This is a genomic window from Pseudomonas sp. A-RE-22 (assembly GCF_019956035.1).
Lineage (GTDB): Bacteria > Pseudomonadota > Gammaproteobacteria > Pseudomonadales > Pseudomonadaceae > Aquipseudomonas > Aquipseudomonas brassicacearum.
The window spans coordinates 84801-104691 of sequence record NZ_JAHBCZ010000088.1; the positions used below are offsets into that span (position 1 = coordinate 84801).

At 62.5% G+C, this 19891-nt stretch carries 15 protein-coding genes; 2 read left to right on the forward strand and 13 right to left on the reverse strand.

The features are described 5' to 3' along the window. Positions 1-38 precede the first annotated feature (38 nt). Both KGA89_RS28995 and KGA89_RS29000 read right to left on the reverse strand, forming a co-directional pair. Positions 39-314, reverse strand: a complete 276-nt coding sequence (locus KGA89_RS28995) for a peptidylprolyl isomerase (protein ID WP_003182808.1) — start codon at positions 312-314, stop codon at positions 39-41. 48 nt (positions 315-362) lie between these two features. Then, a complete protein-coding gene (locus KGA89_RS29000) occupies positions 363-2900 on the reverse strand; it encodes a PAS domain-containing sensor histidine kinase (RefSeq protein WP_223473148.1) in 2538 nt (845 codons plus the stop codon). Between the two features lie 132 nt (positions 2901-3032). On the opposite strand from KGA89_RS29000, the gene KGA89_RS29005 reads away from it, so the two are divergent. Beyond that, positions 3033-4151, forward strand: coding sequence for a PilT/PilU family type 4a pilus ATPase (locus KGA89_RS29005; protein ID WP_057448215.1), 1119 nt, complete (start codon positions 3033-3035; stop codon positions 4149-4151). 21 nt (positions 4152-4172) lie between these two features. On the opposite strand, the gene KGA89_RS29010 is transcribed toward KGA89_RS29005, so the two are convergent. From KGA89_RS29010 to KGA89_RS29055, 10 genes are all read right to left on the reverse strand, one after another. Then, entirely contained in the window at positions 4173-6137 is a 1965-nt protein-coding gene (locus KGA89_RS29010; protein WP_223473149.1) for an acetoacetate--CoA ligase, read from the reverse strand. Between the two features lie 158 nt (positions 6138-6295). After that, the gene (locus KGA89_RS29015; RefSeq protein ID WP_039011205.1) at positions 6296-7072 is read right to left on the reverse strand and encodes a 3-hydroxybutyrate dehydrogenase; all 777 of its coding nucleotides are present in this window, start codon (positions 7070-7072) and stop codon (positions 6296-6298) included. A 7-nt stretch (positions 7073-7079) separates the two neighbouring features. Next, positions 7080-8471, reverse strand: coding sequence for a GntP family permease (locus KGA89_RS29020; RefSeq protein WP_003200250.1), 1392 nt, complete (start codon positions 8469-8471; stop codon positions 7080-7082). Positions 8472-8773: 302 nt separating this feature from the next. After that, positions 8774-10189 (reverse strand): sigma-54 interaction domain-containing protein, encoded by a 1416-nt coding sequence (locus tag KGA89_RS29025; RefSeq protein ID WP_003200252.1) that lies wholly within the window; start codon positions 10187-10189, stop codon positions 8774-8776. Positions 10190-10333: 144 nt separating this feature from the next. After that, positions 10334-11914 carry an ABC transporter ATP-binding protein gene (locus KGA89_RS29030; RefSeq protein ID WP_223473192.1) on the reverse strand — a complete coding sequence of 527 codons (1581 nt, stop codon included), beginning with the start codon at positions 11912-11914 and terminating at the stop codon, positions 10334-10336. Positions 11915-11939: 25 nt separating this feature from the next. Continuing rightward, positions 11940-12962, reverse strand: a complete 1023-nt coding sequence (locus KGA89_RS29035; RefSeq protein WP_003200255.1) for an ABC transporter permease — start codon at positions 12960-12962, stop codon at positions 11940-11942. Continuing rightward, the gene (locus KGA89_RS29040; protein WP_003200258.1) at positions 12962-14020 is read right to left on the reverse strand and encodes a microcin C ABC transporter permease YejB; all 1059 of its coding nucleotides are present in this window, start codon (positions 14018-14020) and stop codon (positions 12962-12964) included. The genes KGA89_RS29035 and KGA89_RS29040 overlap by 1 nt, the downstream gene beginning before the upstream one ends. Next, the gene (locus KGA89_RS29045; RefSeq protein ID WP_223473150.1) at positions 14020-15888 is read right to left on the reverse strand and encodes an extracellular solute-binding protein; all 1869 of its coding nucleotides are present in this window, start codon (positions 15886-15888) and stop codon (positions 14020-14022) included. Before KGA89_RS29045 ends, KGA89_RS29040 begins: the two co-directional genes overlap by 1 nt. Positions 15889-16023: 135 nt before the next feature. Beyond that, positions 16024-16305: a peptidylprolyl isomerase gene (locus tag KGA89_RS29050; protein ID WP_003200262.1), complete on the reverse strand. Its 282-nt coding sequence runs from the start codon at positions 16303-16305 to the stop codon at positions 16024-16026. Positions 16306-16401: 96 nt separating this feature from the next. Next, positions 16402-17271, reverse strand: coding sequence for an esterase/lipase family protein (locus tag KGA89_RS29055; RefSeq protein ID WP_028236632.1), 870 nt, complete (start codon positions 17269-17271; stop codon positions 16402-16404). 323 nt (positions 17272-17594) lie between these two features. Between KGA89_RS29055 and KGA89_RS29060 the strand changes: the two genes are divergently transcribed. Beyond that, positions 17595-18656, forward strand: a complete 1062-nt coding sequence (locus tag KGA89_RS29060) for a hypothetical protein (protein ID WP_223473151.1) — start codon at positions 17595-17597, stop codon at positions 18654-18656. A gap of 159 nt (positions 18657-18815) precedes the next feature. Here KGA89_RS29060 and KGA89_RS29065 read toward each other — a convergent pair whose 3' ends face one another. Further along, positions 18816-19886 carry a 3-deoxy-7-phosphoheptulonate synthase gene (locus KGA89_RS29065; protein WP_223473152.1) on the reverse strand — a complete coding sequence of 357 codons (1071 nt, stop codon included), beginning with the start codon at positions 19884-19886 and terminating at the stop codon, positions 18816-18818. Between the last annotated feature and the right edge of the window lie 5 nt (positions 19887-19891).

Genomic DNA, 19891 nt, shown 5'->3' on the forward strand with positions numbered 1-19891 from the left:
GCTCGCTCCCACAGGGGATTCACAGGGAGGAGCGATCGTTAGTCCCGGTAGAACACCTGCACCAGGTGATACCCGAACTTGCTCTTGATCGGCCCATGCACCACCCGCAGCGGTTTCTTGAAAATCACCGCATCAATCACGCCGACCATCTGCCCCGGCCTTACTTCACCCAAATCGCCGCCGCGTTTGCCTGAAGGGCAGGTGGAGTATTTCTTGGCCAGCACATCGAAGGCTTCGCCCTTGGCGATGCGTTGCTTGAGCTGTTCGGCTTCTTCGGCGGTTTTCACCAGGATATGGCGGGCTTGGGCTTTCATTGCTGCGGTGACCTGAACGGTGCGACGGGGCGGCGATTATGCCTCAAGTCAGCTGCCATGGTTGATCATCGTCCGAATCTTGTTGGCCAGCAGATCGAGGGAGAAGGGCTTGGCGACCATGTCCATGCCCTGGTCGAGGAACCCCTGGCGTTCGGCGGCTTTCTGCGCGTAACCGGTCATGAACAGCACTTTCAACCCAGGCCGGTGCTGGCGGGCGATCTCCGCCAGTTGCCGGCCATTCATGCCCGGCAGCCCGACATCGGTCACCAGCAGGTCGATGCGCTGGTCCGATTCCAGCACGGGAAGCGCGGTCACGGCGTCCCGGGCTTCGAGAGCCGTGTAGCCCAAGGCCTGCAACAGGTCGAGCACCAACATACGCACGGCGGGCTCATCCTCCACCAGCAACACGGTTTCCCCGGCAATGGCCGGCGGTACGACGAACGCCTCTGGCGTTTCGGGTGGTTGGGTCGGCGAAACGTGCAAGCGCGGCAGGTACAACTGCACCCGCGTGCCCTGGCCCGGCACGCTGTCGAGGTTGAGGTGCCCACCCGACTGCTGGGCAAAACCGTAGATCATCGACAAGCCCAGGCCGGTGCCCTGGCCGATGGGCTTGGTGGTGAAGAATGGATCGAAGGCCTTGGCCAGTACGGCGGGGGTCATGCCGCTACCGTTGTCGCTGACGGCGATCATCACGTAGTCCCCGGCCTTGACCGGCTCCAGGGTGTTGATGTCAGTAGCGTCGAGATAGACGTTGGCGGTTTCGACGATCAGTTCGCCGCCCTCGGGCATGGCATCGCGGGCGTTGATCACCAGGTTGAGCAGGGCGTTTTCCAACTGGCTGGCATCGGTGTTGACCGGCCACAGCTCGCTGGCCAGTTGCAGCCGCAGCACGATGTGATCGCCAGTGGTGCGGCTCAGCAGGTCTTCGAGCGAGTGCACCAGGTCATTGGCGTCCAGCGGTTTGCGGTCCAGGGACTGGCGTCGGGAAAAAGCCAGCAGCCGATGGGTCAGGGCCGCGGCGCGGTTGGCCGAGGACACCGCGGCTTCGGTGAAGCGGCCGATCTCGTCAGTGCGGCCAGCGGCGATGTAGCGTTGCATCAGGTCGAGGCTGCCGAGGATGCCGGTGAGCATATTGTTGAAGTCATGGGCAATGCCGCCCGTGAGCTGGCCCACGGCTTCCATTTTCTGCGCATGGCGCAGGGCTTCTTCGGCGCGCTCGCGTTCGAACATCTCGCTTTGCAGCCGGTGATTGGCTTCGGCCAGTTGCTGGGTACGGGCGATGACGCGTTCTTCCAGTGTTTCGTTGAGGTTGCGCAGGGCCTCTTCGGTTTTCCGGCTCTCGGTCTCGTCGATCACGAAGATGTAGAAACCGTTCACCGCACCGTCCGCCCCATGGCGAGGCAGGTAGTTGATCAGCGAATGGCGCGGGCGCCCGTCGCGATGGTCCATTTGCACGGTGAAGCTGCACGGCTGGCCGGCCAGGGCGTCGGCGATCTGTTGGGCGCGGGCGGCGTAGGCCTCTTCGCCGAGCACTTCGCGGATGGTCTTGCCGTAGAGCTCCTGCGGGGTCAGGCCGTACCAGTCCAGGTAAGCGCTGTTGTTCAGCCGGAAACGCTCTTCGCGGTCCACGTAGCTGATGAGGATCGGCATCGCATTGATGATCAACTGCAGCTCGGTCTGGCTCTGGCGCAGGGCTTGCTCGGTGCGCTTGCGTTCGGTCAGGTCCAGCGCCGCGCCAAGAAAGCGCTTGGGTCGGCCGTGGCGATCCTTGTAGCAACGGCCGCGTACGTACACCCAGCGCAACTCATCGTCGGGCTGCAGCAGTCGGTACTCCTCGGCGTATTCGGTGCCGTGGGTGATGCAGTGCTTGATGCTGCGGGCAACCATCGCCCGGTCTTCGGGGTGCACGCCTTCAAGGTAGGCACTGATGGGCAACTGGCGGGACAGGCTGGGGTCGACGCCATGCAACAGGGCGAAGTGCGCATCGGCAATAAAGCGGTCTTCGCTGATGTCCCAGTCCCAGGTGCCCAACGCATCGGCGGCGGCCAGGGCCAGTTGCAAGCGCTCTTCGCTTTCGTGCTGGGCCTTGAGGCTGGCCTCGGAGCGGCGTTCGAACTCCATGGCCAGGCGGCGTCGTTCGCCGGTTTCGATGGCGGTGACCAGGATGCCGGCGACGCTGCCGCCTTCGTCACGCACCGGGCTGTAGGTCAGGTCCAGCCAGACATCACAGAGACGGCCGGCGAAGGGCACGCGCCATTGCTGGTCGCGGCAGGTGTGCGTCTGGCCTTGCAACACACGGTGATAAATCCCTTCGGTCGCACTCTTGAGTTCGGGCCATGCTGTATGGGTCGGCCGGCCGAATGCCCGGGGGTGCTTGTCACCGGCCAGTCGGCCGAAGGCGTCGTTGTAGAGATGGGACAGCTGCGGTCCCCACAGCAAGGCCATCGCCATGGGCGAATGGAGCATGATGTCCACGGCGGTGCGCAGGCTCTGGGGCCAGTTCTGGGCAGTGCCCAGCGGGGTCAGGGCCCAGTCCATCTGGCTGATCAGGCGCTGTGTATCGCTGCCGGCGGGTGTCGCGTTCATCCCGCGATCCCTGGCTGTCGTGTCTGTGCCACGGCGTCGACTATCCTCAGAAGAGGGTACATGCGGGTGGGTCTGAAGGGTTTCATGTTCGGCTCAGCTTGTTTCATTGACGTCTCGCGGAAGTTTCAGTCCATGGAAATCGATCCGTTGTTGCGAATCCTGGCGAGCCAGAATGGTTCCGACCTTTACATGTCCACGGGTGCGCCACCGTGCGCGCGTTTCGAGGGCGTGATCAAGCCCTTGGGGAACGAGGCGTTCAAGGTCGGTGACATTGCCAGGCTCGCCGAGTCTCTCATGGACGCCGAACAGCGTCTTGAGTTCGATCGGGAGTTGGAAATGAACCTGGCGATCTCCCTGGCTGGCGTCGGGCGGTTCCGGGTCAATATCTTCAAGCAGCGCAATGACGTGTCCATGGTGATACGCAACGTCAAGCTGGACATTCCGCGCTTCGAAGACCTGAAACTGCCTCGGGTGCTTTTGGACACCATCATGCAGAAACAGGGGTTGATGCTGTTCGTCGGCGCCACAGGCTCGGGCAAGTCGACCTCCCTGGCGGCGCTGATCGATTACCGCAATCGCAACAGCAGCGGCCACATCATCACCATCGAGGACCCGGTGGAGTATATCCATCGGCACAAGAAATCCATCATCAATCAACGGGAAGTCGGTGTCGACACCCGCAGTTTCCATGCAGCCCTGAAAAACACCCTGCGTCAGGCACCGGACGTGGTGCTGATCGGCGAAATTCGCGACCGGGAAACCATGGAACATGCCCTGGCGTTTGCCGACACCGGGCATCTGGTGATTTCCACCTTGCATGCCCATAACGCCAACCAGGCCCTGGACCGGGTGATCAATTTCTTTCCGGAAGAGCGTCGGCCGCAGTTGCTCAATGACCTGGGCAACAACCTCAAGGCGTTCGTCTCCCAGCGCCTGGTGCGCACCCGCACCGGCCAGCGGCGAGCGGCGGTGGAGGTCATGCTGGGCTCGCCCACGGTGGCCGACCTGATCCGGCGCAACGAGCTCGGCGAGCTCAAGGGCATCATGGAAAAGTCAGAGGAACTGGGGATGCAAACCTTCGATCAGGCGCTGTTCAACCTGGTGGTCGAAGGCGCCATCGATGAGGAGGAAGCGCTGAAAAATGCCGACTCGGCGAACAACCTGCGGTTGCGTTTGAAGTTGCATAGCGAGTCGGGGGCGGCGGCGCCACCGGCCGATCCGGCGGCGGGAGAGTGGGGGCTTATGGATTGATTGGTTTATAGGGAAACCGCGTTATCGTTCATCGCGAGCAAGCTCCGGCCGATCCCGAAACTGCTCCAAAGCCCCGGGGTTGGCCAAGGCATCGGTGTTCTTCACCACCTCGCCATGCACCACATTGCGCACCGCCAGCTCCACCACCTTGCCGCTGATGGTTCGCGGAATATCACTGACCGCGAGGATCTTCGCCGGCACATGACGCGGGGTGGTGTTGGCCCGGATGACCTGGCGGATCCGTTGCTCCAGGGCTTCATCCAGTATCACGCCATCGCGCAGGCGCACGAACAGCACCACCCGGACATCGCCCTGCCATTGCTGGCCGATGGAGACGCAGTCCAGCACTTGCTCGACTTTTTCCACCTGCCGATAGATTTCCGCCGTGCCGATGCGCACGCCGCCGGGGTTGAGCACGGCGTCGGAGCGTCCGTGGATCAGGAAACCGCCGTGGGGCAGTTCTTCGGCGTAGTCACCTTGGGCCCACACGCCGGGAAACTGGGCGAAGTAGGAGGCGTGGAGTTTTTCCTGCCGAGGGTCGTTCCACAAGCCAATGGGCATCGCCGGGAAATGGCGGATGCACACCAACTCACCTTTTTCACCAATGACCGGGTTGCCGGTCTCGTTCCAGACCTGCACGGCCATGCCCAGGCTCTTGCCCTGCATCTCGCCCCGGCGCACCGGTGACAGTGGGTTGCCGTTGACGAAGCAGGACACAATGTCGGTGCCGCCGGACATCGAGGCTAGGCAGACATCGGCCTTGATGTCGCGGTACACGTAATCGTAGCTATGGGGCGCCAGTGCCGAACCGGTGGAGAGCAGGGTTTTCAGGCTGTCCAAACGGTGCGTCTGACGGGGCTTGAGGCCCTCGCTTTCCAGGGCGGCGAGGAATTTGGGGCTGGTGCCGAATACGCTGATGCGCTGCTGATCGATCAGGTCCAGCAAGCGCTCGGGGCCGGGGTGGAACGGCGAACCATCGTAGAGCACCACCGTGCTGCCCACGGCGAGGGCCGACACCAGCCAGTTCCACATCATCCAACCGCAGGTCGTGTAGTAGAACAGCCGATCCTCGGGCCCGAGGTCGACATGCAGGCCATGCTCCTTGACGTGTTGCAGCAGCACGCCACCGGTGCCATGGACGATGCACTTCGGCACGCCGGTGGTGCCGCTGGAATACAGGATGTACAGCGGGTGATCGAAGGGAACGCTGACGAACGCCGGTTCGCCACCGCTTTGATAAAAGTCGTTCCACAACGCGACTGCGGCCGCGGTCTTGAAGTCTTCGGCGCGGGCGTCAGGCTGGGCATAAGGCAGTACGATCAATTGCTGCAATGACGGCAATCGTTCAAGGATTTCGTTGACCTTGGCTCGCTGGTCGATGATTTTCCCGGCATAGCGATAACCCGCGCAGGTGATCAACACTTTGGGCTCGATCTGGCCGAACCGGTCGATGACGCCCTGGGTACCGAAGTCCGGTGACGAGCACGACCAGATAGCGCCCAGGCTGGTGGTGGCGAGCATGCCGACCAGGGTCTGCCAGGTGTTGGGCATGCAAGCGGCGACTCGATCGCCCTGGGTGACGCCGGCGGCTTTGAGGCTTGTTTGCAGGCCGGCGACATGGGCGGCGAGTTCGGCCCAGGTCAGTTGTTCCTGGCCGCCGTTTTCGTCGAGCGCCACCACCGCGACGGCGTCATCGCGGCGGCGCAGCAGGTGTTCGGCGAAGTTCAGCGTGGCGCCAGGGAACCACTGGGCGCTGGGCATTTGCGAACCTTCCACCAATACCGCGTCGGGCGCTTGGTGAAAGCGAATTTCGAAAAAATCGACAATGGCCTGCCAGAAGGCTTCGCGCTGGTCGATGCTCCAGGCGTGCAGGGCCGGGTAGTCGTGCAGTTGCAGGTGATGTCGCGCGTTGACGAACTGGCGAAAGGCGTTCATGCGCGACTGGGCGATGCGTTCGGGGCTGGGTTGCCAGAGGATGTCGGACATGGGGTGCCTCTTGTTCTTTTGTCGGGCCTGACGATCGTTCCTACGCTCTGCGTGGGAATGCCTCTGGGGACGCTCCGCGTTCCGTTCTTGGGACGCAGAGCGTCCCTGTCTGCATTCCCACGCAGAGCGTGGGAACGATCAGTATCCAGTAGAGAGGGTTATTGAGCCAACCACCCACCATCGATATTCCACGCCGCGCCGCGCACCTGGCTGCCGGCTTCGCTGCACAGGAACAGCACCAGTTCCCCCAGTTGCGGCGGGGTGACGAATTCCAGGGAGGGCTGTTTCTCGGCCAACAGATCGTGCTGTGCCTGTTGCGGATCGACGCCGGCGGCAATGCGATCATCGATCTGTTTTTGCACCAGCGGCGTCAGCACCCAGCCCGGGCAGATGGCGTTGCAGGTCACGTTGCTGGTGGCGGTTTCCAGGCCGACCACTTTGGTCAGGCCGATCACCCCATGCTTGGCCGCGACATACGCCGCCTTGCCCACCGAGCCGACCTGACCGTGCACCGAGGCGACGTTGATAATCCGCCCCCAGCCCTTGGCGCGCATGCCCGGCAGGCTCAGGCGGGTGGCATGGAACACCGAGGACAGGTTGATGGCGATGATCGAGTCCCAGCGCTCCACCGGGAAATCCTCCACGGCGGCCACGTGCTGGATCCCGGCGTTGTTCACCAGGATGTCCACGCCGCCGAACTCGCGTTCGGCGTAGGCGAGCATATCGGCGATCTGCGCCGGGTCGCTGACATCGGCTGGATGATGACCGACCTGGCCGCCGAACTGTTTCACCTCGGCGATCACCGCCGAGGCATCGCCAAAGCCGTTGAGGATCAGGTTGGCCCCGGCCTTGGCCAGGCTCAAGGCGATGCCCAGGCCGATGCCGCTGGTAGAACCGGTGACCAGGGCCGTCTTGCCCGAAAGAGTGGTTGTCATGGGAACCTCACACAATGCCAGTGGCGTAGAACACACCGATCACCACGAAGACCGCGAGGGTCTTGATCAGCGTAATGCAGAAAATGTCTTTGTAGGCTTCGCGGTGGGTCAGCCCGGTTACCGCCAGCAGGGTAATCACCGCGCCGTTGTGGGGCAGGGTGTCCATGCCGCCGCTGGCCATGGCGGCTACCCGGTGTAGCACTTCCAGGGGAATGTTGGCGGCGTGTGCGGCGCTGATAAAGGTTTCGGACATCGCCGCCAAAGCGATGCTCATGCCGCCCGAGGCGGAGCCGGTGATGCCCGCCAACAGCGTGACGGTCACCGCTTCGTTGACCAGTGGGTTGGGAATGCTCTTGAGCCAGTCGGCCAGTACCAGGAAGCCCGGCAAGGATGCGATGACCGCGCCGAAGCCGTATTCCGAAGCGGTGTTCATCGCCGCCAATAAGGCGCCGCCCACGGCGCTCTTGCTGCCTTCGGCGAGTTTGCTGCGAATGGCGCGGAAACCGAACAGCAAGACCATGATGATGCCCACCAGCAACGCCGCCTGCACCGCCCAGATCGCGGTGAGCTTGGCGATGTCGCTGGTCACTGGCGTCGCCATGCCCGGCAGCGCCAGGCTGTGGGTCTTGCCATACCACTGGGGAATCCACTGGGTGAACAACAGGTTCATGAGCCCTACCGCCAACAGTGGCGAAACGGCGATCCAGGGGTTCGGCAGCTTGATGTCTTCGGCGGTTTCCGGCTCGTTGCGCAACTCGGTGCCGTAGCCTTCACCCGTGCGCTGGGCCTTGTTACGCTGGCGTTGCAGGAACAGCATGCCGAGGCTGAACACGAAGAGCGTGCCGATCACGCCCAGCCACGGTGCGGCCCAGGCAGTGGTGTTGAAGAACGTGCTGGGGATGATGTTCTGGATCTGCGGCGTGCCGGGCAGGGCGTCCATGGTGAACGAGAACGCGCCGAGGGCGATGGTGGCCGGGATCAGGCGCTTGGGGATATTACTCTGGCGGAACATCTCGGCGGCGAATGGATACACCGCGAACACCACGACGAACAGCGACACGCCGCCATAGGTCAGCAAGGCACAGACCAGCACGATTACCAGCATGGCCTGGCGCGTCCCCAGCAAGCGAATCGCCGCGGCGACGATGGAGCGGGAGAACCCCGACAGTTCGATCAGCTTGCCGAACACCGCGCCGAGCAGGAACACCGGGAAATACAGTTTGATGAAGCCGACCATTTTTTCCATGAACACCCCGGTGAAGGCGGGAGCGACGGCGGACGGGTCGGTGAGCAGGACGGCGCCGAGGGCGGCAATGGGGGCAAAGAGGATAACGCTGTAGCCACGGTAGGCGGCGACCATCAGCAGCGTGAGGGCTGCCAAGGCAATGATCACACTCATGGTGTGTCTCCTGGATTGTTATTGTTGTGGTGAAGCTGTGGGGAGGGCTTTAGCGAGTTTTGTGCCAGGTGTGTAACTGGCTGAAATATAAGGAAATTGTTTGGGGTTGTAGGGCGGGAATGAGAGGTTTGTCTCTGTTTTGAGATTTGTGTGGGGTGTGCAGGCCTCATCGCGAGCAAGCTCGCTCCCACAGTTGGCCGCGTATTTCAGGAGAACCCAGTCCCCCTGTGGGAGCGAGCTTGCTCGCGATGAGCGCAAAGCGCTCCAAAACCATGAGTCTATATTTTGAGAATGAAGTCTCTTTATTGAGACTCCGCAATCCCCAACGCCACCATCTTCTTGTACAACGTCGACCTCCCCAGCCCCAACCGCTCGGCCGCTTCAACCACTTTGCCCCCGCATTGCGCGAGGGTGGTTTCGATCAACTGCCGGTCGAAGCGTGCCCGGGCCTGGCTGAAAGTTTCTTGCGGCAACGGTTCCAGGCTTGGGCTTGCCGTGTGGGTTACCGGTATGAACGTGCCGATGGCGGCGCGGATGTCCGCCGCCGTGAGCACCAGGTCATCGCTGAGCAGCGCGGCCCGTTCCAGCACGTTGCGCAGTTCGCGGATGTTGCCCGGCCAGGCGTGTTGCCGCAGCAGGTCGAGGGCGGCGGGGTTCAGTTCGTGCTGGCTGCGCAGTTCTTCAAGGATCGCTTCGCTCAGGGCCGGCAAATCATCCAGGCGTTCGCGCAACGGCGGGACCTGGATCGGCAGCACGTTGAGGCGGTAGTACAGGTCGGCGCGAAACTCTCCGCGCTTGATCGCCGCTTCCAGGTCCATGGACGTGGCGGCGATGATTCGCACGTCGCTTTGCAGTACCTCATTGGAGCCCACCGGTTCGTATTCCTTTTCCTGGAGCACTCGCAGCAGTTTGCTTTGCAGCGGCAACGGCATGTCGCCGATCTCGTCGAGGAACAGCGTACCGCCTTGGGCGATCTGCAGTTTGCCGGCGCGGCCCTTGCGGTCGGCCCCGGTAAACGCCCCTGGCGCGGTGCCGAAGAATTCGGCTTCCAGCAGCGATTCAGGAATCGCCGCGCTGTTGATGCTGACGAACGCCTTGTGTGCGCGCGGCGAAGCACTGTGGATGGCCTGGGCCAGCAGTTCCTTGCCGGTGCCCGTTTCGCCGAGCAGCAGCACTGGCGAATCGGCGCTGGCGCTGCGCCGGGCACGGCGCTTGACCTCAAGGCCGGCGTTGCTGGTGCCAATGAAATGGGCAAAGTTGTACTTGGTCTGCCGCGCCCGCAGCAGCGAGCGGGTGGAGGCCAGTTCTTCCTGCATGCTCAGGTAGCGCTTGAGCATCGGGGACAGGCTGCGTAACTCATCGAACAAGGCAAAGCCGATGGCGCCGATCACCGCGCCCGCGCTGTCGTGGATCGGCAGGCGCATCACCACCAAGGGCTCCTTGGGCGTGTCCTGCATGTCCAGCAGGATCGGGCGTCCGGTGCGCACCACTTCACGCAACAGGCTGCCGGGAATCACGCTCTCGCACGCCCGGCCAATCGCCTCCTGCGCCGAGTTCAGGCCGAAGCGGCGGGCGTAGCGTTCGTTCATCCAGACGATGTTCGCGTCACGGTCGACAATCACCGTGCCTTCGCTGGACTGCTCGATGATCTCGAACAACGAACGGATCGCCAGCGTGCGGACGCGCTTGTAATCCTTGAGGCTTTCGGTGGGGTTCATGGTCGGATCCGAATTGTGTGTTGCCTGTCAGGTCCTCATCGCGAGCAAGCTCGCTCCCACAGTTGATCTTCAGTGCGACGCAGACCACTGTGGGAGCGAGCTTGCTCGCGATGAGGGCGACACGAAGCTACGTCATGCGCCGCATTATGCCCACCCCGTATGCGCCGCCGCCAACAACTCCTTGGTATAAGGATGCTGGGGCGAGTCGAACACGTCATGGCTGGCGCCTTGCTCGACCACTTTGCCGTCCTTGATCACGATCATGTCATGGGCCAAGGCACGGATCACCGCCAGGTCGTGGCTGATGAACAGGTAGGTCAAGTCGTACTTCTCCTGGAGCTGACGAAGCAGGGCGACGACTTGTTTCTGCACGGTGCGGTCCAGTGCCGAGGTGGGTTCGTCCAGCAGAATCAACGCTGGCTTGAGCACCAGGGCCCGGGCAATGGCGATGCGCTGGCGCTGGCCGCCGGAGAACTCATGGGGGTAGCGATGACGGGTCGAAGGGTCGAGGCCGACCTCCTTGAGGGCCTGGATCACCCGGGCTTCACACTGTTCGGGGCTGGAAGGCTGGTGGACCTCCAGGCCCTCGCTGATGATCTGCTGCACCGACATGCGCGGGCTGAGGCTGCCGAACGGGTCCTGGAACACCACCTGCATCTGCTTGCGCCACGGCCGCAGTGCCTTGTGCGACAGCTGATCGAGGGCCTGGCCCTGGAAGTGGATGCTGCCTTCGGAGTCGATCAGCCGCAGGATCGCCTGGCCGAGCGTGGACTTGCCGGAACCGGATTCGCCGACGATGCCCAGGGTCTTGCCGCGCTGGATGCTCAGGCTGATACCGTCCACGGCGCGCAAGTATTCCTTGCGCCGGAACAACCCGCCGCCCAAGGGAAAACTCACGCGCAGGTCCTGCACCTGCAACACGTTTTCGCGCTCGTCCCGGGGCAGGGCTTCGCCTTCCGGTTCGGCATGCAGCAGCTCGCAGCTGTAGGGATGTTTCGGTGCGCTGAACAGGGTTTCGCAAGGCGCCTGTTCGACGATTTCCCCCGCCTTCATCACGCACACCCGTTGGGCGATGCTGCGCACCAGGTTGAGGTCGTGGCTGATCAGCAACAAGGACATGCCGAGCCGTTGCTGCAGCGATTTGAGCAGCAGCAGGATCTTGCGCTGCACGGTCACGTCCAGCGCGGTGGTCGGTTCGTCGGCAATCAACAGCTCCGGCTCGCAGGCCAGGGCCATGGCGATCATCACCCGTTGCCGCTGGCCGCCGGACAGTTGATGAGGATAGGCCTTGAGGCGTTCGGCGGGTTTCTGAATGCCCACCAGGGCCAGCAGCTCCAGGATGCGCTGGCGCGCCGCTTTGCCGCCCAGGCCCCGGTGCAGCATCAGGGTTTCACCGATCTGCTTCTCGACGCTGTGCAGCGGGTTCAGCGAGGTCATCGGCTCCTGGAAGATCATCGCGATCCGGTTGCCGCGCAGCTCCCGCAGGGCCGTGGTATCGGCGCTCACCAGTTCCTGGCCGCGATAGCGAATGCTGCCGGTGGTGCGGGCTTCTGTCTCGGGCAACAGTTGCAGGATCGAGTGGGCCGTCACTGACTTGCCGGAGCCGGACTCGCCCACCAGGGCCAGGCATTCGCCGGGGCGGATGTCCAGGCACAGGTTGCGCACCACCGTCTGGTCGTTGAAGGCCACGCTCAGGTCGCGGATTTCGATCAGGTTGTCGCTCATCTCAAGGTTCCGCTTCATGGCCGTTTCATGATCGTGGGTCGAACGCGTCTCGCAACGCTTCGCCGATAAACACCAGTAGAGAAAGAATCAGCGCCAGGGTGAAAAACGCCGTGAGCCCCAGCCACGGCGCTTGCAGGTTCTGCTTGCCCTGGGCAATCAATTCGCCCAGCGACGCGCTGCCGGCCGGCATGCCGAAACCGAGGAAGTCCAGGGCGGTGAGGGTGGAGATTGCCCCGGTGAGGATGAAGGGCAGGTAGCTCAGGGTGGCGTTCATCGCGTTGGGCAGGATATGCCGCACAATCACCTTGCGGTCCGACAAACCCAGGGCTCGGGCGGCCTTCACGTATTCCAGGTTGCGCCCGCGCAGGAACTCGGCGCGGACCACGTCCACCAGGGCCAGCCAGGAAAACAGCGCCATGATCCCCAGCAGCCACCAGAAGTTCGGCTCCACGAAGCCGGACAGGATGATCAGCAAGTAGAGCACCGGCAGCCCGGACCAGACTTCCAGCAAGCGTTGCCCGAGCAAATCCACCCAGCCACCGTAATAGCCCTGCAATGCACCGGCGGCGATGCCGATCAGCGCGCTGATGGCGGTCAGGGCCAGGGCGAACAGGATCGACACTCGCGCGCCGAAGATCACCCGGGCCAGCACGTCCCGGGACTGGTCATCGGTGCCCAGCCAGTTCACCGATGTGGGAGGGCTCGGGGCCGGCTGGTTGAGGTCGTAGTTGGGCGTGTCGTCGCTGAACGGAATCGGTGGAAACCACAGCCAGCCGCCGTCCTTGTGGATCAGGTTCTGCACGTAGCTGCTGCGGTAGTCGGCCTGGAACGGCAGTTGGCCACCGAATTCCTGTTCGGTATGGCGCTTGAACACCGGGAAATACAGCGAGCCCTGGTAACTGACCACCAGCGGCTTGTCATTGGCGATCAGCTCGCCGCCCAGGCTCAGGATGAACAGGCCGATGAACAGCCACAGCGACCACCAGCCCCGACGGTTTTTCTTGAAGCGTTCGAAGCGCCGACGGCCCAAGGGGGAAAACTTGAACATCAGGCGTTCCTCGCGGCGAAGTCGATGCGCGGGTCCACCAGGGTGTAGCAGAGGTCGCCGATGAGTTTGATCAGCAGACCGAACAACGTGAAGATGAACAGCGAACCGAACACCACCGGATAATCCCGGGACACCGCGGCCTCGTAGCTCATGCGTCCCAGGCCGTCGAGGGAAAAAATCACCTCGATCAGCAAGGAGCCGGCGAAGAACACGCTGATGAACGCCTGGGGAATACCCGATACCACCAGCAGCATCGCGTTGCGGAACACGTGGCCGTACAGCACCCGGCGTTCGCTCATGCCCTTGGCCCGCGCGGTGACCACGTACTGGCGGGTGATTTCATTGAGGAACGAGTTCTTGGTCAGGATCGTCAGGGTGGCGAAGCCGCCGATCACCAGCGACGTGACCGGCAGCACCAGGTGCCAGAAGTAATCGGCGATCTTGCCCAGCGTCGACAACGACTCGAAGTTGTCCGATACCAGCCCGCGCACCGGAAACCAGTTCAGCGAGGTGCCGCCGGCGAACACCACGATCAGGAACATCGCGAAGAGGAACGCCGGCATGGCATAGCCAATGATGATCGCCGTGCTGCTCCACACATCGAACGCGGAACCGTGACGCACGGCCTTGCGAATGCCCAGGGGAATCGACACCAGGTAGGTGAGCAGCGTCGCCCAGAGACCGAGGGAAATGGTCACCGGCATTTTTTCCAGGATCAGGTCGGTGACCGTGGCACCGCGGAAGAAGCTCTTGCCGAAGTCCAGGCGAGCGTAGCTGCTGAGCATCAGCCACAGGCGTTCGTGGGCCGGTTTGTCGAAGCCGTATTGTTTCTCGATGTCCTTGATCAACTGTGGATCGAGCCCCCGGCTGGCGCGGGAACTGCCGGTCATGGTGTTGCCCGAACTGCCGATGCTGGCGCCGCCGATGCCTTGCAGGTGAGCGATGGCCTGTTCCACCGGCCCGCCCGGCGCGGCCTGTACGATGACGAAGTTCACCAGCAAGATGATCACCAGGGTCGGAATGATCAGCAGCAGGCGTCTTGCGATATAAGCCCACATCAATGCCGCCCTCCGGGTGTGCCACGCCTGATGAGTTCGGCACGCATCTGCTCGTTGGTCAACGGTGTGCTGCTCACTTCCCACCAGCTCTCGATGGCTTCGTCATTGCTGGCCTGTACCTTCGGGATGCCGAAGCGGTTCCACCACACGGTCGAGCTGCCCGGCGGGTAATAGTTGGGGATCCAGTAGTAATTCCATTGCAGCACCCGGTCCAGTGCACGGGCGTGGTGGAGCATGTCGGCTTTGGTCGTGGCCTTGACCAGGCCGTCGATCAGGGCATCCACCGCCGGGTTCTGCAGGGCCATGTAGTTGTTGGCCCCCGGGTCGTTGGCCGCCGCCGAACCAAAGTAGTTGTAGAGTTCCAGACCCGGCGAGGTGCTGACCGGGTAGCCGGTGATGATCATGTCGTAGTCACGGCTCATCAGGCGATTGACGTATTGGGACGCGTCGATGCGCCGGATGCTCATGTCGATGCCAATCTGCGCCAGGGTGCGCTTGTAGGGCAGCAACAGGCGATCCATACCGTTCTGGCTGTTCAGGAACGTGAAGCTCAGCGGCTCGCCCTCGGCATTCACCAGGCGGTCGCCGTCCGGTTTCCAGCCGGCCTGTTCCAGCAACGCCAGGGCTTGCAGTTGTTTGTCGCGGATCACGCCACTGCCGTCGGTTTTCGGAGCCTGGAAGACTTGAGTGAAGACTTCGTCGGGAATCTGTCCGCGCAACGGCTCGAGGATCGCCCGTTCGCCGGCATCGGGCAGTTCTCGAGCGGCGAGTTCAGTGTTGGAAAAGTAACTCTGCTGACGCACATAGACATTGCGCATCATCTGGCGATTGCTCCATTCGAAATCCCAGAGCATCGCCAGGGCCAGGCGCACACGACGATCCTGGAACTGCGGTTTCTGCAGGTTGAAGACGAAACCCTGGGCGGTCTGGGGAGCCTCGGTGGCCAGGTGGGCCTTTTGCAGGCGACCGTCGTGCAGGGCCGGGCTGTCATAGCCGATGGCATAGCCGGTGGCGGAGAACTCGCGATTGTAGTCATAGGCGCCGCCGCGCAGCACCTGGCGGGCCACATCGGTGTCGCCAAAATACTCGATGCTGAAGTGGTCGAAGTTGTAGAGGCCGCGACTGACTGGCAGGTCCTTGCCCCACCAATCGGCATTGCGCTCGAAGGTAATGCTGCGCCCGGAATCGACCTTGCTCACCCTATATGGACCGCTGCCCAGTGGCGCCTCGTAGCCACCGCCGTTGGCGAAATCGCGGGTCTTCCACCAATGTTCGGGAAGGACCGGCAAGGTGGCGATGTCCAGGGGCAGGGTGCGGCTTTCATTGTTCTTGAAGTTGAAGCGCACGGTGCGCTCGTCCTCGACCACGACGTCCTTGACCGCCGCGAACTGGGTGCGATAGCGCAGGCTGCCCTGGGTCATCAACAGCTCGAAGCTGTAGCGCACGTCCTCGGCGGTGATGGGCTTGCCATCGGCGAAGCGCGCCTTGGGGTTCAGGTAGAAGCGCAGGGACAGGCCATCGTCGGCCCGCTCCATCTTCTGCGCTACCAGGCCATAGACGGTATAGGGTTCATCCAGCGAGCGCTGGGCCAGGGGCGAATACAGCATCCCGTCGATCTGGCTGACGCCGATGCCTTTGTCGATGTAGGGCAGGATGTGGTCGAAGTGGCCGATCTCGACGGCCGAGCGGCGCAGGGTCCCGCCTTTGGGGGCCTGGGGATTGGTGTAGGCGAAGTGGCCGAAGCCTTCGGCATATTTGGCCGGTTCGCCATAGACGGTCAGGGCATGTTGCGGTGCTGCATCGACGCCGACGGCGCCTGTCAGCAGGACCACGGCAGTCAATAGCAGGGAAGGGAACGCCAGTCGCATTGTCAGCCTTAAAGCCGGGTGATCGATGACACGATTTGTACGCGAGCGGCGCGTGGATCGCCAGTCCTTATGGCGAAGGGATTTATCTGTGGGGGCAAGGCCTGTGGGAGCAAGCCTTGCTCCCACAAGGAGCCATCAGTCCTGACGGCTGGTCACTTCCAGCAGGTGGTAACCGAACTGAGTCTTGACCGGACCCTGGACCACATTGATCGGGGCGCTGAACACCACGGTATCGAATTCCTTGACCATCTGGCCCGGGCCGAACGAACCCAGGTCGCCACCCTGACGGCTGGATGGGCAGGAGGAGTTGGCCTTGGCAACTTCGGCAAAATCGGCGCCGGCTTCGATCTGGGCCTTGAGTTCGTTGCACTTGTCTTCGGTGGAAACCAGGATGTGGCGGGCAGTGGCTTTGGCCATGGGGGAAATTCCTTTCGCTGTATTTAAAGGTGTTGAGCCTACCGGATTCATTGACGGGTTGTTGTCAAAATTGCGTCAAAACCTTGGGGCCGGCGATCAAAGGCCGGCTTTGCGCAGGCGCTCGGCGTGGCGCAGGTAAAGCTCTGTGGGGTCTGTACCCTTGCGTAATGTGCCGACTCCTGGATTGATGGCCTCCATGTGGTCCATTGGATAGTCGGAGCGAATGACCTTGCCCAGGTGCGAACTGAAGCGTCCGACCAGGCCGTCGTTCTGCTCGGCTTCGGTGATGAAGTAGTCGGAAAAGGCGCGGCAGAAACCCTGCAAAGGCTCCGATGCTTCCCCTGTAGCCTCGGGCAACGTACCGCTCCATGAGTAGTAGCGCACGCCATTGACTCGGTCCGGGCCGTTCCCACCCCAGTGCTTCGGCAGGCCCTGGGGGTATTTGTCGTTGAAGGCGCCCACGCCCTCAGTGGTCAACGTCGCCAGCGCGGCGACGGCGGTGGGCGATAGCTGCGCCTGCCCGTCAAGCAGCGAGATGAAATCGGCGAACAGCGTGGCGACGTCTCGTGCCACATGCCCTGGCAACCGTCCGGGGGTAAGGGCCTTGCGCAGGAAGTCGGCCAGTTCGGAACCATGGTTGGGGCCGCTGACCGACGTGACCGAGGCAACTTTGTCGGGTGCCAGCGCGGCAGCATATCGAACGGCCAGCGCACCCTGGCTGTGGCCGATCAGGTTGACCCGGGCCGCACCGGTGCCGGCCAGGACCCGATCGATTTGCGCCAGTAGTTGTTCGCCTCTGGCCTCGTTGCAATGGGTGGCCGACAGGTACGGGATGAACACCCGGGCACCGCCTGCGCGCAGGGCTTGTTTGATGCCATGGAAAAGTTCGAAACCGCCGATCCTGTCAAACCCGAACAACCCATGGACCAACAGGATGGGAAATTGAGTGGTTGCATTCCGTTGCATGTTCGTACCTTTTTCGAAGAGGTTCACGGTGAATTTGCGACCTCACTCTAATCCAGACCCGTAATGGACGGTGTAGGAAAAAACCGCGCTGAACCGGGGAAACCGGAATAGAAAAAGTGGGAAGAATGGGAAATCCCCCGACGGTGGCTACATGTGTAGGAGCTCTCCTATAACCCGAGTCGTTTGCAGCTACAGCTTTGAACGCCAGGGACCACCGCCGTTGTTGTCTTGTCTGGCTGTGGGTTTGCCGCGAGCAGGTTTTAATGGCCCCATCGAGCGCCGTTATGCAAACGGTGCCTTCATCCAAGGACTGGAGCCTGTACATGATCACTTACCCCTCTCTTCAACGATCCCGTTCAACTTCAGGGACAAGGCTGCCGCCACCGATCCTGGCAGCGGCCCGGGACGGGGTGATCGACCCCGCTTGGCGCAAGGCCGTCGTTACCATCAAACCTTATCCACTGATGACGTGCGGGGATGAGGTGCTGCTGCGTTGGCATGGGCTCAACAACGAGGGTGAGTCTTACCGACATGAAGTGGTCGGGTTCGTCACGGAGCGGCAAGTAGGGCGAGACGTCGTGTTCGTCGTGCGCGAACCGCATATTGCCGAGTTGGACGGTGGCTCGCTGGAGCTTTCCTACCAGGTGACGGGCAAACAGTTGCCGGCCACCCTGGTTTCGCAACACCTGCAACTGGATATCGGCGATGTATCACCGCAACTGCTGCCTGCCGTTGCCAACGACGCGGTCGGAGGCAGCCTTGATCCGAGTCGGGTGCCCGACGGAACGTGGCTGACCATTCGGCCCTACGCCAGGATGGCGGTTGGCGATCGGTTGATCTTGACGGCCAGCAAGGGTTCCAACGCGCTTTGGCGCGATGTGCTGGAAATAGAAACCCATGCGGTTGGTCGTGAGGTGTCGCTCTGGATCGATCATTCGCTGATCGCTCCCCATGTGGGACACAACCTGGCCTTGGCCTATGTCGTCAGGCGTGGACATTCGGTGCGCCGCGCCGAGCCCTTGTCATTGCGCATCGGTCCGCTACAGCGTCCTGCGTTGAAGGCGCCCAGGATTCGGGAGATGAACGACGGGTGGCTGAATGTCGACGATTTGCAAGAGGGGGTGACGATTGTCATCGATGATCCCGGGCTTGAGGCGGGCGAGCTGGTCTGGTTGCAGTGCAACGGGAACTCGTCTTATGTCCGTGAACGCGAAATCACCGAGGCCACGGCAGGCCAACCGCTCGTTTTTGTGATTCCTGCGGCGTATTGGCAGGATCAAGGCGACAGGTCGGTGGGCGTGTTCTATCAGGTTGAGCGCCTGGATGACGTCAGCCAGCGTTCCGAGTGGGTGACGGTCCAGGTTCGTTCCAGTGCGCCAGACTGAGCAAAGCCCAGCACAACCTCTGTGGGAGCGAGCTTGCTCGCGATGACAGTGTTTCAGGCAACATTAATGCTGGCTGAACTGACGCTATCGCGAGCAAGCTCGCTCCCACAAAGGGGCCCACGCCGCCCCCTGGTTCCAGGGGAAGGTGGGTTCGGGACCTCAGGCTGGCAATTGCAGCTTGCGGTGGGCGTCGCGCAACAACTGCTCGGTAGACTCCCAGCCCAGGCAACCATCGGTGACCGAGACGCCGTAGCGCATCGACGGGCCCAACGGCTGGCAGCCTTCGAACAGGTGGCTTTCGAGCATCATGCCGATCAGGGAGCGGTTTCCTTGCAGCCGTTGCTCCAGCACGTCATTGAACACCTGCGGTTGGCGCAGCGGGTCTTTGCCGCTGTTGGCGTGGCTGCAGTCCACCATGATCCGGGCCGGTATCTTGAGGCGGGTCAGGTCATGCTGTATCTGCGTGACGCTCTGCTGGTCGTAGTTCGGCCCGCGATGACCGCCGCGCAGCACCAGGTGGGTGTCGGGGTTGCCCGGCGTCTGGATGATCGCCGGATGCCCCTGGCTGTCCACGCCGAAATGCCGATGGGGGTGGGCGGCAGAGCGCATGGCGTCGCAGGCAATGCCGACCCCGCCGTCGGTGCCGTTCTTGAACCCCACGGGCATGCCCAGGCCGCTGGCCATTTCCCGGTGGATCTGCGATTCAGTGGTGCGCGCACCAATGGCCACCCAACTGAGCAGGTCGTCGAAGTAGCTGGCGGCCATGGGTTGCAGCAGTTCGGTGGCGACAGGCAAGCCAAGCTGCAATATCTCGCGCATCAGTTCCCGGGACAAGGTCAGGCCGGCGGCCATGTCGTCGCTGCCATCCAGGCCAGGATCGTAGGCCAGGCCTTTCCAGCCTACGGTCGTGCGGGGCTTTTCCACGTAGGCGCGCATGACCAGCAGCATGCTGTCGCGCACTTCATGAGCCACGCGAGCCAGGTTGGCGGCGTATTCGAGGGCGGATTTCGGGTCGTGGATCGAGCAGGGACCGACGATGACCAGCAGGCGGGAGTCCTCACCGTCGAGGATCGCGCGGATGGCCTGGCGATGAGCGCTCACTTGATGGCTCAACGCGGTGCTGAGCGGCAATTGGTGCTTGAGTTGCAACGAGCTCGGCAGACGCAGGGTCAGGGCTTCGTTGGCAGGGTTGAGCGTGGACAGCGGCAAAGCGGAGACGGACGAATTCATGATCT